Origin of the sequence: Streptomyces sp. NPDC018833 (assembly GCF_044390825.1) — a bacterium.
In the GTDB taxonomy this organism is placed as follows: Bacteria; Actinomycetota; Actinomycetes; order Streptomycetales; family Streptomycetaceae; genus Streptomyces.
The window spans coordinates 40,699-54,174 of record NZ_JBIRZM010000024.1 but is presented as its reverse complement, the minus strand read 5'-3'; the positions used below and the strand labels follow the sequence as shown (position 1 = coordinate 54,174).

The 13,476-nt window shown below is 73.6% G+C and carries 11 protein-coding genes and 1 riboswitch; of the genes, 8 read left to right on the top strand and 3 right to left on the bottom strand.

Annotation, left to right across the window (positions count from 1 at the left end; all coding sequences use genetic code 11):
* Positions 1 to 396: 396 nt before the first annotated feature.
* Positions 397 to 804, top strand: a complete 408-nt coding sequence (locus ACH5AF_RS32885) for a VOC family protein (RefSeq protein WP_215181381.1) — start codon at positions 397 to 399, stop codon at positions 802 to 804.
* Between the two features lie 35 nt (positions 805 to 839).
* Here the strand turns inward: ACH5AF_RS32885 and ACH5AF_RS32880 are convergent, their stop codons facing one another.
* From ACH5AF_RS32880 to ACH5AF_RS32870, 3 genes are all read right to left on the bottom strand, one after another.
* Positions 840 to 2,318 carry a hypothetical protein gene (locus ACH5AF_RS32880; RefSeq protein ID WP_398906872.1) on the bottom strand — a complete coding sequence of 493 codons (1,479 nt, stop codon included), beginning with the start codon at positions 2,316 to 2,318 and terminating at the stop codon, positions 840 to 842.
* A gap of 89 nt (positions 2,319 to 2,407) precedes the next feature.
* Positions 2,408 to 3,535 carry an alpha/beta hydrolase gene (locus tag ACH5AF_RS32875; RefSeq protein WP_398906870.1) on the bottom strand — a complete coding sequence of 376 codons (1,128 nt, stop codon included), beginning with the start codon at positions 3,533 to 3,535 and terminating at the stop codon, positions 2,408 to 2,410.
* Positions 3,536 to 4,085: 550 nt separating this feature from the next.
* Complete coding sequence (locus ACH5AF_RS32870; RefSeq protein ID WP_398906868.1) at positions 4,086 to 4,775, bottom strand: class II aldolase/adducin family protein; 690 nt, start codon at positions 4,773 to 4,775, stop codon at positions 4,086 to 4,088.
* A gap of 220 nt (positions 4,776 to 4,995) precedes the next feature.
* On the opposite strand from ACH5AF_RS32870, the gene ACH5AF_RS32865 reads away from it, so the two are divergent.
* The 7 genes from ACH5AF_RS32865 (at position 4,996) to ACH5AF_RS32835 (ending at position 13,466) form a co-directional block, all read left to right on the top strand.
* Positions 4,996 to 6,234, top strand: a complete 1,239-nt coding sequence (locus ACH5AF_RS32865) for an anion permease (RefSeq protein WP_398906867.1) — start codon at positions 4,996 to 4,998, stop codon at positions 6,232 to 6,234.
* Positions 6,235 to 6,246: 12 nt separating this feature from the next.
* Positions 6,247 to 6,468: a hypothetical protein gene (locus ACH5AF_RS32860; protein ID WP_398906865.1), complete on the top strand. Its 222-nt coding sequence runs from the start codon at positions 6,247 to 6,249 to the stop codon at positions 6,466 to 6,468.
* Positions 6,469 to 6,614: 146 nt separating this feature from the next.
* Positions 6,615 to 6,757: riboswitch (cobalamin riboswitch) on the top strand.
* Positions 6,758 to 6,846: 89 nt separating this feature from the next.
* Positions 6,847 to 7,797, top strand: a complete 951-nt coding sequence (locus tag ACH5AF_RS32855) for a cobalamin biosynthesis protein (RefSeq protein WP_398906863.1) — start codon at positions 6,847 to 6,849, stop codon at positions 7,795 to 7,797.
* Positions 7,794 to 9,302 carry a cobyric acid synthase gene (locus ACH5AF_RS32850; RefSeq protein ID WP_398906862.1) on the top strand — a complete coding sequence of 503 codons (1,509 nt, stop codon included), beginning with the start codon at positions 7,794 to 7,796 and terminating at the stop codon, positions 9,300 to 9,302. The genes ACH5AF_RS32855 and ACH5AF_RS32850 overlap by 4 nt, the downstream gene beginning before the upstream one ends.
* A 53-nt stretch (positions 9,303 to 9,355) precedes the next feature.
* Positions 9,356 to 11,413: a putative cobaltochelatase gene (locus ACH5AF_RS32845; RefSeq protein ID WP_398906860.1), complete on the top strand. Its 2,058-nt coding sequence runs from the start codon at positions 9,356 to 9,358 to the stop codon at positions 11,411 to 11,413.
* The gene (gene cobO, locus ACH5AF_RS32840) at positions 11,413 to 12,021 is read left to right on the top strand and encodes a cob(I)yrinic acid a,c-diamide adenosyltransferase (protein ID WP_398906858.1); all 609 of its coding nucleotides are present in this window, start codon (positions 11,413 to 11,415) and stop codon (positions 12,019 to 12,021) included. Before ACH5AF_RS32845 ends, cobO begins: the two co-directional genes overlap by 1 nt.
* Positions 12,015 to 13,466 carry a cobyrinate a,c-diamide synthase gene (locus tag ACH5AF_RS32835; protein ID WP_398906857.1) on the top strand — a complete coding sequence of 484 codons (1,452 nt, stop codon included), beginning with the start codon at positions 12,015 to 12,017 and terminating at the stop codon, positions 13,464 to 13,466. The genes cobO and ACH5AF_RS32835 overlap by 7 nt, the downstream gene beginning before the upstream one ends.
* Positions 13,467 to 13,476 lie beyond the last annotated feature (10 nt).

Here is a 13,476-nt window from a genome sequence, read left to right as displayed (position 1 = left end):
CAAGTGCTTTTCCGGCTGCGACAGCGGCCGGACGGGTGCCCTGCGGCCCCGTGAGCGCATGGCGCGCAGCCGTGAAGCACCCGCCGGAACGGGGGCGGACGGCCGCGGCGGTCCGGGCGCGGAGCGGCGATCGGGGGCCGGGGCCGGGGAGCCGATCCGGGAGCGCCACCAGGGCCGGGACGCCCCGAAGGCCGGGACGGATGGCTCGGCGGCGCGCACGCGGCAGTCGTTCGCGACGGCCGCGGCACAGGTCAGGGGCCGCTGCGACACGTTCGCCTGAGCCGTACGGAGCGGTGTTGACGGGCGCGGCCGCTGCGGGCCGGGATTGTCGGAGGGCGGTGCCAGACTGAGACGCAGATCACCATCCTGTCGTCGAGCGAGTGAGGAGTGATCGGGATGACGCAGTCGCCGAGCATCTGTCCCACGCTGGTCTACACGGACGCCAAGGCCGCGATCAGACAGCTCACCGAAGCTTTCGGCTTCACCGAACACGCGGTGTACGAGGACGAGGACGGCGGGGTGCTGCACGCCGAGCTGACGTATGGGAACGGCATGGTGATGCTGGGCAGCAGGGGCACCGGCAGCGAGTTCGACAAGCTGATGCAGGATGCCGGTCCGGCAGGGGTGTTCGTGCATGTCGACGACGTGGACGCGCACCACGGCACCGCCGTGGAGCACGGCGCGGAGATCGTCATGCCGCCGACCGACCAGGACTACGGGGCGCGGGACTACATGGCCCGGGACGTCGAGGGCAACATCTGGAGCTTCGGTACGTACACACCGGGGGCGGCGGAGTCCTCGTAGCCCTGCGCCGCCCCGGATGCGTGGTGTGCCGGATGTCAGGCGTGACCGGTGTGCACCTGGAAGGCCGCGCGCCGGACGGCCTTGGCCAGGGCGGGGTCCGGGTGTGCGGCGGCGAGGGCGACGAGGACCTGGACCGTACGGGGGTGCCCGCCGGCCCGGACCTCCTCGATGAGCGCGGGGACCGTGCCCTGCACGGCGGAATCGAGGTGGCGCAGCAGCAGCTGGGGCTCACCGTGGTCGGCGACGGCGGCCGCGGTGTCCACCCAGAGCCAGGTGGCCTCCTCGCGGGTGAGGACATCGGCGGCGTCCTCGGGGTCGGCGCCCTCGTACTCCGCCAGCCACAGCAAGGCGTAGGGCCTCAGGGACGGTTCGGCGGCGGCGGCGCGCACCTCGGGCTCCGCGGGGCCGCCGACGACGCGCAGCGCCTCGAAGGCCAGTCCGCGCAGCAGGGCGTCCTCGCCGCGTGCTACGCCGAGGAGTTCACCGACCGCGCTGGAGACGGTGCGGGCGGCGAGCCAGGCGCGGTACTCGGCGCGCGCTGGTCCGGGGGTGAGGCGGGCGCATCCGCGCAGCATGTCCTCGGCGGACTGCTCGATGTTGCCCGCGGGGCTCTGGGCGGCGACGCAGATCTGCTCCAGTTTGACCCACACCGCCCAGTTGCCGAGGGGGGTGAGCGTGGCCTGACCGCGCTCCAGGGTCAGCGCGCCGATGGCGGCCAGTCCTTCCAGGGCCCAGTCGAGCAGCAGTGGGAGGGGGACGTCGTCGTCACCGGGGCCTGCGGGGGCCGGAGAGGCGGGCACGGCGGGGCCGGCGGCGGGCTGCTCGTCGGCAGCGGGGGCCGCCTCGCCGCGGGGGCCGTAGGGGACCTCGCAGCGTTCCTCGCGCAGTTCGGCGACGCGCTGCCGCAGCAGATCGAACAGGGCCGGTACGAGCACGGGTCCGGCCGAGAGCTGGAGGAGGGAGAGCACCTGGGGCACGGCCTCGACGACCTCGGCCACGGCGGTGGGTGCGACGTCCTCGGGGGCGGGGTGCGCGAGCGACCAGGCGTCGAAGAGGGCGACCCAGCCGCGCAACACGGCCATGTCGTCCCGGTCCCAGGCGCGCAGCCGCCAGCCGGGGCGTGCGGTGCCACCGTGCAGTTCGACGAGACCGGCGAGGCGGGCGCGGTCCCAGCCCGAGCGGACCTGGTCCGGTGTGAGGTCCAATGCGGCTGCCGCCCGTTCCTGGGCGCCGATCGCCGACGGGACCGTGGGCGGGGGGCCTCCGGGCGGCCCTTCGGGCAGGGAGGGGGCCACGCCCGCGGCCGCCCACCGAGCGATGCGTACGGCGTCGGCGAGGACCGCGCGGGCCTGTCGGGCCAGCTCGGCCGGGGCGGGGGTGCCCTCCGGCGGGCGGGGCGCCGGACGAGTGCGCCGGGTCGTCACGGCCCGTCGTGCGGTGGCCAGCGATCGCGGGCGGACAAGACGGAGTCTGGAGTTGCGCGCCAATTGCTCATCAGGCTTTCGGGACGTCACGGGGAGCAGTCTTCCCGCTGACGGCCCGAAAGCCCAAACGGAACGTGGGGGGCCGGGCCGTGGACGTCTCCCGCCTGCGGCTGTGTGAGTTACATGAGAGGCGTGAGGAAGCGGCGGAGCGCTTCTTCGTACGCCATGGGGTCGGCGTTCCACATCGCCGCGTGCGGGGCGCCGGGGACGGTGTGGAGGGTGGCCAGAGCGGGGCGGTCGGCGGCCAGGCGGCGCGAATGCTCCCACGAGGCGATGGTGTCGTCCGGCCCGTGGAAGAGGAGCATCGGGACGCGGACGGCGAGCGGGTCGGCGGCCTCGGCGAGCCGGTCGCCGTGGGGGCCGGTACGGCCGAGCGCGGCGCGCACCGCGAGCGGCAGCAGCAGGGCGGGGGTGCGCCGGGCGGCGGCCAGGGCGCGCAAGGTCGCCTCCCAGTCGAGGACCGGGGAGTCCAGGACGAGTCCGCTGATCCGATCGCGCAGACCGGAGTTGGCGGCGGCCCGCAGGGCCATCGAGGCGCCGGTCGACCAGCCGAGGACGACGACGCGTTCGGCGCCGTGCCGCACGGCGTGCCGTACGGCCGCGTCGAGGTCGCGCCACTCGGAGTCCCCGAGGTGGCTCAGGCCGTCGGGCGGCCGGGGGGCGCCCTCGTCGCCGCGGTAGGCGAGGTTGAGCACGGGGAACTGGTGGTCGCGCAGGAACGCGAGCAGGTTCAGCGGGTGCTCCCGGGTGGTGCCGATGCCGTGCACCGTGATCACCCAGGTGCTGCGGGAACCCGGCACGAACCACGCGGGCAGCGCGCCCAGTTCGCCGGGTACGAGGACATCGGCGTACGGGATGCCGAGGGCGTCGGCGGGGTTTCCGCTGTACACCTGCGGGGTGAAGCGGACCCGGCTGCCGGGCCGGAGCCCCCCGTCGGCAACGCGCTCCAGGCGGCGTACGACCGTGTCAGCGGAGTGCGCGACCTCGTCGAGCACGGGCCCGACGACGGCGTGCACCCCGGAGCCCTGGAGTCCGTACGTCCCCGGGCGCAGGGAAGCGAGGCTGCGGGTGAGCGTCACGCGGGCGGGACCGGTCTCGTGCACGGTGAGCTCCGGGTCGCCCGGCAGAGGGCGGCGGAAGGGTGCCCCGAGGGCGGCGCTGGACGCGTGACGGCCGGCGGCGACCGTCGCCGCGCCGACGCCGATGAGTGTGGTGACGGCCGCTGCCGTCGCTGTAGCGGGGCGCACGGGTCCAGTGTCGACGGGGGCGGGCGGGGGTGCCAGTGGGCGGGACGGGGCGGGTCTCGGCGGGGGTCTTTCCCCACCCCGCCCCTTCCCGTGACTGGGACTCCGCCCCAGACCCCGCCCTGCCCTTCGGGTGGGGGACCTCCCGCGGGCGCCGGACCGTACGGGAGCGTGGTCCTCAAGCGCCGGACGGGCGGGAATCACCGCCGCGCCGGGCGCCGGATCGCCGCCTCACCGCACCCCGGGGCTCCACCCCGGACCCGTGCCACCTGAGGCAGAGCGCCTCCCTCAGCCACCACGCCGCAGAGCAATGTCCTCAAACACCCGGACAGGCGGGAATCACCGCCGCGCCGGGCGCCGGATCGCCGCCTCACCGCACCCCGGGGCTCCACCCCGGGACCTTGCCGCCCGAGGCGGAGCGCCTGCCACGGCCGCCAAGCCGCAGAGGAATGTCGTCCAACACGGGGCACCGCCGCGCGGGCGCGGGTGCCGGATCGCCGCCTCACCGCGCCCGGGGCTGCACCCCGGAGCCGCATGGCCTCCGTTCGTGTCCTCACTGGCGTGAATCACCGCCGTGCGGCAGCCCGGGCTGGCCGTAGGTCGTCAGGCGGGTGGCGGCCGACGCGAGTTCCTCTTCGGACAGGAGCCGCGGTGTGAGCGGCGGGACCGAGGAGGCCGTCAGCCAGACCTGGCACATCCATTCCAGCTGGGCCGTCCTGTCGTACGCCTCGGCCGGCGTCGTGCCGTACGCGACCGTGCCGTGGTTCTGGAGGAGGCAGGCCGTGCGGTCCCGGAGGGCCGTGAGCATGGCGCGGGCCAGTTCGGGCGTGCCGTAGAGGGCGTAGGGCGCCACGCGGACCGGGCCGCCGAGGGCCGCCGTCATGTAGTGGATCGGCGGAAGCTCGGGCACCAGAGTCGAGACGGCGGTGGCGTGCACTGCGTGGGTGTGGACGACGGCCGCGGCCGCTGTGTTCCGGTAGACCTCCAGGTGGAGCGGCAGCTCGCTGGTGGGGGCGAGCGTGCCGATGGTCTGTCGGCCGTCGAGGTCCACTGCGACGACGTCGCCGGGCCCGAGCCGGTCGTAGGGCACCCCGCTCGGCGTGACGAGCACCAGATCACCGACCCGTACGGAGACGTTGCCGGACGTGCCGACCACCAGTCCCTCCGCGGCGGTTCTGCGGGCCGTCGCTACGACGTCGTGCCAGGCCTGTTCGATCGTGTCCTGTCGCACGTGATCAGTCATGACGACGATCCTTGCAGCCGGGCTCGGAGGCCGACAGGGACGGCGGCCACGACAGAGTGTGTTCGAGTGAACGCCGGGTGCTGTCAACGGGTCCCGAAAGGCCAAACGGAATGCCCCGTACCTACTTAACGACACCGTGGAGCCGGACCCAGTTCATCTTCCGTTCACCCAGGTTGCCTACGGTCGGCCAGTCAATGACGTCAAACGATTGCCTGGGTAAATGGAACACATCACGCTGCTGCTCGCGATTGTGATCGTGACAGCTCTCGTGTTCGATTTCACGAACGGTTTCCACGACACCGCCAACGCGATGGCGACGACCATCTCGACCGGCGCCCTGAAGCCCAAGACCGCGGTGGCCATGTCCGCCGTTCTGAACCTCGTCGGTGCGTTCCTGTCCGTGGAGGTCGCCAAGACGATCTCCAGTGGCCTCGTCGACGAATCAGGCATCTCCCCTGAAGTCATCTTCGCGGCGCTCGTCGGCGCCATCCTCTGGAACCTGCTGACCTGGCTCATCGGTCTGCCGTCCAGCTCCTCGCACGCCCTGATGGGCGGCCTCATCGGTGCCACCGTCGCCTCCGCCGGTTTCAACGCGGTCAATGGCGGCGTCGTCATCACCAAGGTCCTGATCCCCGCGGTCGCCGCGCCCCTCGTGGCCGGTTTCGCCGCGTTCCTCGCCTCCCGGCTGACCTACAAGATCGGCAAGAACGCCGACCCGAAGGCCACGGCCAAGGGCTACCGCTCCGGGCAGATCGCCTCCGCCGGCCTCGTCTCGCTGGCGCACGGCACCAACGACGCGCAGAAGACGATGGGCATCATCACCCTGGCCCTGGTCGCCGGGAACGTCATCGCCCCGGGCTCCAACCCTCCGCTGTGGGTCATCGTCTCCGCCGGTGTCGCCATCGCCCTCGGCACCTACCTCGGCGGCTGGCGCATCATCCGCACCATGGGCAAGGGCCTGACCGACCTGCAGCCGCAGCAGGGCTTCGCCGCCCAGACCGGTGCGGCGAGCGTCATCCTCGCCTCCTCCAACCTCGGCTTCTCGCTGTCGACCACGCACTCGTGCTCCGGCGCGGTGATGGGCGCGGGTCTCGGCCGCAAGGGCGGTGTGGTCCGCTGGTCCACCGCGACCCGGATGTTCGTCGCCTGGGGTCTGACCCTGCCGGCCGCGGGTCTCGTCGCGGCGGGCTCGGAGTTCGTCACCAAGCAGGGTTCCTGGGGCGTCGCGGCCGTGGCCGTCTTCCTGGTCGCGTCCTGCGTCGCCATCTGGTTCGTCTCCCGCCGCCAGGTCGTCGACCACACCAACGTCAACGACGTCTCGGACGGGGAGCCGGCGGGCGTCGTCACCGCGGCCATCGCGGCCGTCACCCCGCCGCCCGCGGGCGAGCTCAAGACCACCATCCCGGCCCCGGCCACGCCGCCGGCCGACCCCGAGCCGGTCCGTCCGGCCACGGTGTAAGGAATCATCAGCATGAAGATCGACTGGGCAGCTCTCGGCTCCGTGTTCAGCGTGAGCCTGATCGCCACCGTCGCCCTGGTGGGCCTGTTCACCCTGGGCATCGTGGGCCTGACCAAGCACGAGACGGCGAGCGCGAACGGCGGATCGGCCACCATGGTCCGCACCGGCGCCTACGCCTGCTTCGCCCTGTGCGCCGCGGCCGTGACGTACGGGATCTATCTCATCGTCACCTGACTCCCGCTGACACCTGTCGTCCGCTGACGACGCCGTCCCGCTCGGAGCCGGGCCGGAGGCACCCCGTGTGCCTTCGGCCCGGCTTCGGCGCATCCGGGATGTGGGGCTTCGCACACTGTCCTGCCGCAGGTCAAGGGTGAGTTGACGGGCGTTCGCGGGCATGGTGGACTGCCGGGGCCAAATACGGCGGCAGAAGAGGAAGTCCGGTGCGAATCCGGCGCGGTCCCGCCACTGTCATCCGGCGCACATGCCGGGGAGCCAGGAACTCTCACCGCCGGTCACGTCGAACCAGGGCGCGGACCCTGAGTGAGGACCTCACCATGCCTGGCTGCCGTTCAGCCCTGTCCGTCGGACACCACCTGCGGGACCACTGACCCGATGCGTGCCGACCGTGTATTCGTGTACGGCGCCGCCGCCGGCCTCGCCAGTGACCTGCTCGTCGGCGACCCCCGCCGCGGGCATCCCGTGGCCGCCTTCGGGCGGGCCGCGGGCGCCGTGGAGCGCCTGCTGTGGCGCGACCACCGGGGCTGGGGCGCCCTGCACACCGCCGTGTGCGCGGGCGGCGCCGCGGCTCTGGGCGCGGTGGCGTCCCGTGCCGTGCGCCGCTCCCCCGTCGCGTCCGTCGCCCTGACCGCGGCCGCCACCTGGGCCGTGGTCGGGGGCACGACGCTGGGCCGGGAGGCCCGCGTCATCGGCGAGGCACTGGCCGCGGGGGATGTCGAGGCTGCCCGTGCGCGGCTGCCCCATCTATGCGGGCGTGACCCGCAGGCCCTGGACGAACAGCAGATCGCCCGTGCCGTCGTCGAGTCGGTCGCCGAGAACACCTCGGACGCCGTCGTCGGCGCGCTGGTGTGGGGCGCGGTCGCGGGTGTTCCCGGGCTCGTCGGCTTCCGGGCGGTGAACACGCTGGACGCGATGGTGGGCCACAAGTCACCGCGCCACCGGCGCTACGGCTGGGCCTCCGCGCGGCTCGACGACGTGGCGGGCTGGCCCGGCGCACGGCTCACCGCGGCGCTCGCCGCCGTGGCGGGCCCGGACCCACGCGGGGCGGTCCGCGTGTGGCGCGCCGACGCGGCGAAGCATCCGAGCCCCAACGCGGGCCCGGTGGAGGCATCGTTCGCGGGCGCGCTCGGCGTACGGCTGGGCGGGACCCTGTCGTACGGGGGCCGCGTCGAGCACCGGCCTGTGCTGGGCGGGCAGGGCCGAGCGGTGGAGTTCGGCGACATCGACCGGGCCGTGCGGCTGTCGCGGCGTATCGGAATGCTGACGCTCGTGGCGTGCGCGGGAGCGCGGCTCGCCTACGGGGCCATGAGGGGGAGGCGTACATGAGCGGTGGCGGACTGCTGGTCGCGGGGACCACGTCGGACGCGGGCAAGAGCGTCGTCACCGCCGGGATCTGCCGCTGGCTGGTGCGGCGCGGGGTGAAGGTCGCGCCGTTCAAGGGCCAGAACATGTCACTGAACTCGTTCGTGACGCGCGAGGGCGCGGAGATCGGACGGGCGCAGGCGATGCAGGCGCAGGCGGCCCGCGTGGAGCCGACCGCGCTGATGAACCCGGTGCTGCTCAAGCCCGGCAGCGACCGCTCCAGTCAGGTCGTGCTGATGGGCCGGCCGGTCGGCGAGCTCAGCGCGAGGGGCTATCACGGCGGCAGGCAGCGGGAGTTGTTCGAGCCGGTTCTGGCGTGCCTGGAGGAGCTGCGGGGCACGTATGACGCGGTGATCTGCGAAGGGGCGGGCAGTCCGGCCGAGATCAATCTGCGGCGCACGGACATCGTGAACATGGGCATCGCGCGGGCCGCGCGACTGCCGGTGCTCGTGGTCGGGGACATCGACCGGGGCGGGGTGTTCGCGCAGTTCTTCGGGACGACGGCGCTGCTGGCACCCGAGGACCAGGCGCTGGTCGCCGGCTACCTGGTGAACAAGTTCCGCGGGGACGTGACGCTGCTGGAGCCAGGACTCGACATGCTGCACGGGCTCACCGGGCGGCGGGCGTTCGGCGTCCTGCCCTACGCGCACGGCCTCGGCATCGACGAGGAGGACGGGCTGCGGGTGTCGCTGCGCGGGGCGGTCAGGGAGTCGGTCGTGGCTCCGCCGGTCGGCGATGACGTGCTGCGGGTCGCCGTGTGCGCGGTACCGCTGATGTCGAACTTCACCGATGTGGACGCGCTGGCCGCCGAACCGGGTGTCGTGGTGCGCTTCGTGGACCGCCCCGAAGAACTGGCGGACGCCGACCTGGTGGTCGTCCCGGGCACGCGCGGCACGGTACGGGCGCTGGCGTGGCTGCGGGAGCGCGGGCTCGCGGACGCTCTGGTCCGGCGGGCGGCGGAGGGCAGGCCGGTGCTGGGCGTCTGCGGCGGCTTCCAGATCCTGTCGGAGCGCATCGAGGACGAGGTCGAGTCGAAGGCCGGTGCCGTCGACGCACTCGGACTGCTGCCCGTGCGGGTGCGGTTCGCGCACGAGAAGACCCTTGCGCGCCCCGTCGGCGAGGCGCTCGGCGAGCGGGTGGAGGGCTACGAGATCCACCATGGCGTCGCCGAAGTCCTCGGCGGCGAGGCGTTCCTGGACGGCTGCCGGGTCGGGTCGGTGTGGGGCACGCACTGGCACGGCTCCCTGGAGAGCGACGGCTTCCGCCGGGCGTTCCTGCGCCGGATCGCCGCACAGGCGGGCCGCCGTTTCGTGCCGGCGCCGGACACGAGCTTCGGTGCGCTGCGCGAGGAGCAGCTGGACCGGCTCGGCGATCTGATCGAGGAGCACGCGGACACGGACGCGCTGCTGCGGCTGATCGAGCAGGGCCCGCCGGACGGGCTGCCGTTCGTCCCGCCGGGGGCACCGTGAGCGCCCCGCGGGTCCCGTCCCCAGGTGACACCCCGTCACGTCAAGGAGTGAGCATGAGCACCCGTTATCCGTTCACCGCGGTCGTCGGCATGGACGACCTGCGGCTGGCGCTGCTGCTCAACGCGGTCAGCCCGGCGGTGGGCGGTGTCCTGGTTCGCGGAGAGAAGGGCACGGCCAAGTCCACCGCGGTGCGCGCGCTGGCGGACCTGCTGCCGCCGGTGCCGGTGGTGGCGGGGTGCCGCTTCGCCTGCGATCCGGCCGCGCCCGATCCCCGGTGCCCGGACGGACCGCACACGGACAGCCCGGCGCAGCACCGGCCCACGCGCATGGTCGAACTGCCCGTCGGCGCCTCCGAGGACCGGCTGGTCGGGGCGCTCGACATCGAGCGAGCGCTCGCGGAGGGGGTGAAGGCCTTCGAGCCCGGCCTGCTGGCGGACGCGCACCGCGGGATCCTGTACGTCGACGAGGTCAACCTGCTCCACGACCACCTGATCGACCTGTTGCTGGACGCCGCGGCCATGGGCGCCTCCTACGTGGAGCGCGAAGGCGTCTCCGTACGGCATGACGCGCGCTTCCTGCTCGTCGGGACCATGAACCCCGAAGAGGGCGAGTTGCGGCCGCAGTTGCTGGACCGCTTCGGCCTGACGGTGGAGGTCGCAGCCTCCCGGGACCCCGACCGGCGGGTGGAGGTCGTACGCCGCAGGCTGGCGTACGACGAGAACCCGGCGGGCTTCGCGGCGCGCTGGGCGGACGAGGAGGCGGCGCTGCGGGACCGGATCGTGGCGGCGCGGGAGCTGCTGCCGCGCGTGGTCCTCGGTGACGGGGTGCTGCGTCAGATCGCGGCGACCTGCGCGGCCTTCGAGGTGGACGGCATGCGCGCGGACATCGTGATGGCGCGTACGGCGACGGCGCTGGCCGCGTGGGCCGGCCGCCGTGAGGTCACCCCCGACGACGTACGGCAGGCCGCGCTGCTCGCCCTGCCGCACCGCAGGCGACGCAATCCCTTCGACGCACCCGGCCTGGACGAGGACAAGCTCGACCGGACGCTGGAGGAGTTCGGCGAGGACGAGCCGGAGCCCGACCCGGACCCGGATCCCGGTCCCGGCGATGGCGGTCCCGGCGGCGGCGGGCCCGGCGGCGGGGGCGGGGTGCCTCCGCAGGGCCAGGGTCCTGACACGTCACCCGAGTCCGCCGAACACTCCGAGCCTTCCGAGGAGGCTCCGCGACCCACGCCGGCTCCAGGGGCCGGGAGCGGTGAGCAGCAGCCCGTACGGGCCTCGGAGCCGTTCCGCGCGAAGATGCTGAGCGTGCCCGGTCTCGGCGAGGGCGCATCGGGCCGCAGGTCCCGGGCGCGTACCGAGCACGGGCGGACGACGGGTGCCCGGCGGCCGCGGGGCGCACTCGGCAAACTGCACCTGGCGGCCACCGTGCAGGCCGCGGCGCCCCACCAGCGGGTCCGCGGGCGCAGCGGCCCCGGGCTGGTGGTGCGCCGGGACGATCTGCGGCAGGCCACCCGCGAGGGGCGCGAGGGCAACCTCGTGCTGTTCGCGGTGGACGCCTCGGGATCCATGGCGGCACGGCAGCGGATGAGCGCGGTCAAAGGCGCGGTCCTGTCGCTGCTGCTGGACGCGTACCAGCGGCGTGACAAGGTCGGGCTGATCACGTTCCGCGGGAAGGACGCGGAGCTGGTGCTGCCGCCGACGTCGTCGGTGGACGCGGCCGCGGCCCGGCTGGAGTCACTGCCCACGGGCGGCCGTACGCCCCTGGCGGCGGGCCTGCTGAAGGCGCGCGAGGTGCTGCGCGTCGAGCGCCTGCGGGACCCCTCGCGCCGCCCGCTGCTCGTCGTGGTGACGGACGGCCGCGCCACGGCACGGGGGGCGGGTGACGCGTTCGCGCTCGCCATGCGGGCTGCGCGGCTGCACGCCGCCGAGGGGACGGCATCGGTCGTCGTGGACTGCGAGTCCGGCTATGTACGGCTCGGTCTGGCCGGCACCCTCGCCGGCGAACTCGGCGGCACCGCCGTCACGCTCGACGAACTGCGCGCCGACTCGATCGCCGGTCTCGTCAAGGACGTTCGCTCCGTATCCGCCAACAGCAGAAGGGCCGCGTAATGCCCCAGGGACAGCCGTCCGTCGTACCGGACGACGGACTCACCACCCGCCAGCGCCGCAACCGTCCGCTCGTGTTCGTGCACACCGGCATCGGCAAGGGCAAATCGACCGCCGCGTTCGGGCTCGCGCTGCGGGCCTGGAACCAGGGGTGGCCGGTCGGGGTCTTCCAGTTCGTGAAGTCCGCCAAGTGGAAGGTCGGCGAGGAGAACGCGCTCAAGGTGCTCGGCGCGAGCGGAGAGGGCGGCACGGTCGCCTGGCACAAGATGGGCGAGGGCTGGTCGTGGATCCAGCGCCCCACGGCCGAGGGCGAGCTGTCCAACGAGGACAAGGCGCGCGAGGGCTGGGAGCAGGTCAAGCGGGATCTGGCCGCGGAGACGTACAAGCTCTACGTGCTCGACGAGTTCGCCTATCCGATGCACTGGGGATGGATCGACACCGACGAGGTCGTCGAGGTGCTGCGCACGCGGCCCGGGACCCAGCATGTGGTGATCACCGGTCGCAACGCCCCGCAGAAACTGATCGACTTCGCCGACCTGGTGACCGACATGTCGAAGGTCAAGCACCCCATGGACGTCGGCCAGAAGGGCCAGCGGGGCATCGAGTGGTAGCACGTCTCGTCATCGCCGCGCCGTCCTCCGGCGCGGGCAAGACCACGGTGGCGACGGGGCTGATGGCCGCGTTCGCCGGCCGTGGCCTCGCGGTCTCACCGCACAAGGTCGGCCCCGACTACATCGACCCCGGCTACCACGCGCTGGCCACCGGACGGCCGGGGCGCAATCTCGACGCGTACCTGTGCGGTACGGAGCTGATCGCGCCGCTCTTCGCACACGGCGCGCGCGGCTGCGAACTGGCGCTCGTCGAGGGCGTCATGGGTCTGTACGACGGCGCCGCGGGCCAGGGCGAACTGGCCTCGACGGCACAGGTCGCGAAGCTGCTGCGGGCGCCGGTGGTGCTGGTGGTGGACGCATCCTCGCAGTCGAGGTCGGTGGCGGCGCTGGTGCACGGCTTCGCGTCGTGGGACCCCGGAGTGCGGATCGGCGGGGTGATCCTGAACAAGGTCGCCACCGACCGGCACGAGCGTCTGCTGCGGGAGGCGCTGGAGGAGTCGGGCGTGCCGGTGATGGGCGTGCTGCGGCGTGCGGACGTCATGGCGACGCCGTCGCGGCATCTGGGGCTGGTGCCGGTCGCCGAGCGGCAAACAGATGCTCTTGACGCGGTCGCCGCCATGGCGGAGCGGGTGCGGGCCGGGTGCGACCTGGACGCGTTGCTGGCCCTCGCCCGGAGCGCTCCCGCCTTGCACGCGCAGGCATGGGACCCGGTGGTCCTGGGGCGGCCGCCGACCGCCGGTGGTCGGGGTGTGCCCACCCTCCCCCGGAGCTCCGCTCCGGAGGTGCCCGCGGTCCCACGCAACTCCGCCCCGGAGCTGCCCGCGGTCTCGCGGAACGACCGCCCGGCACCGGTCGTGGCGGTGGCAGGGGGCGCCGCGTTCACGTTCTCGTATGCCGAGCACGTCGAGCTGCTGAGGGCCGCCGGGGCCGAGGTCGTCACCTTCGACCCGCTCCGGGACGAGCAACTGCCCGACGGCACCCGCGGTCTCGTCATCGGCGGCGGCTTTCCCGAGGTGTACGCGCCCGAGCTGTCGGCGAACGAAGCGCTGCGCAAGGCCGTCGCCGAGCTGGCGCGGTCCGGTGCACCGGTCGCGGCCGAGTGCGCCGGGCTGCTGTACCTCGCCCGTTCCCTGGACGGAAAGCCGATGTGCGGGGTGCTGGACGCGGACGCACGCATGACGGGCCGGCTCACCCTCGGCTACCGGGAGGCCGTCGCCGTGGGGGACAGCCCCCTGGCCGCGGCCGGCACGCGCCTGCGCGGCCACGAGTTCCACCGCACGGCGTTGGAACCGGGGGCCGGGCCGACGCCCGCGTGGGGCATGGTCCGTCCGGAGCGCCGGGTCGAGGGCTTTGTGCAACAGGGCGTGCATGCCAGCTATCTGCACACGCACTGGGCATCGCGGCCCGAGGTCGCCGCCCGGTTCGCCGAGGCGTGCCGGGCATGACGCGGGCGGG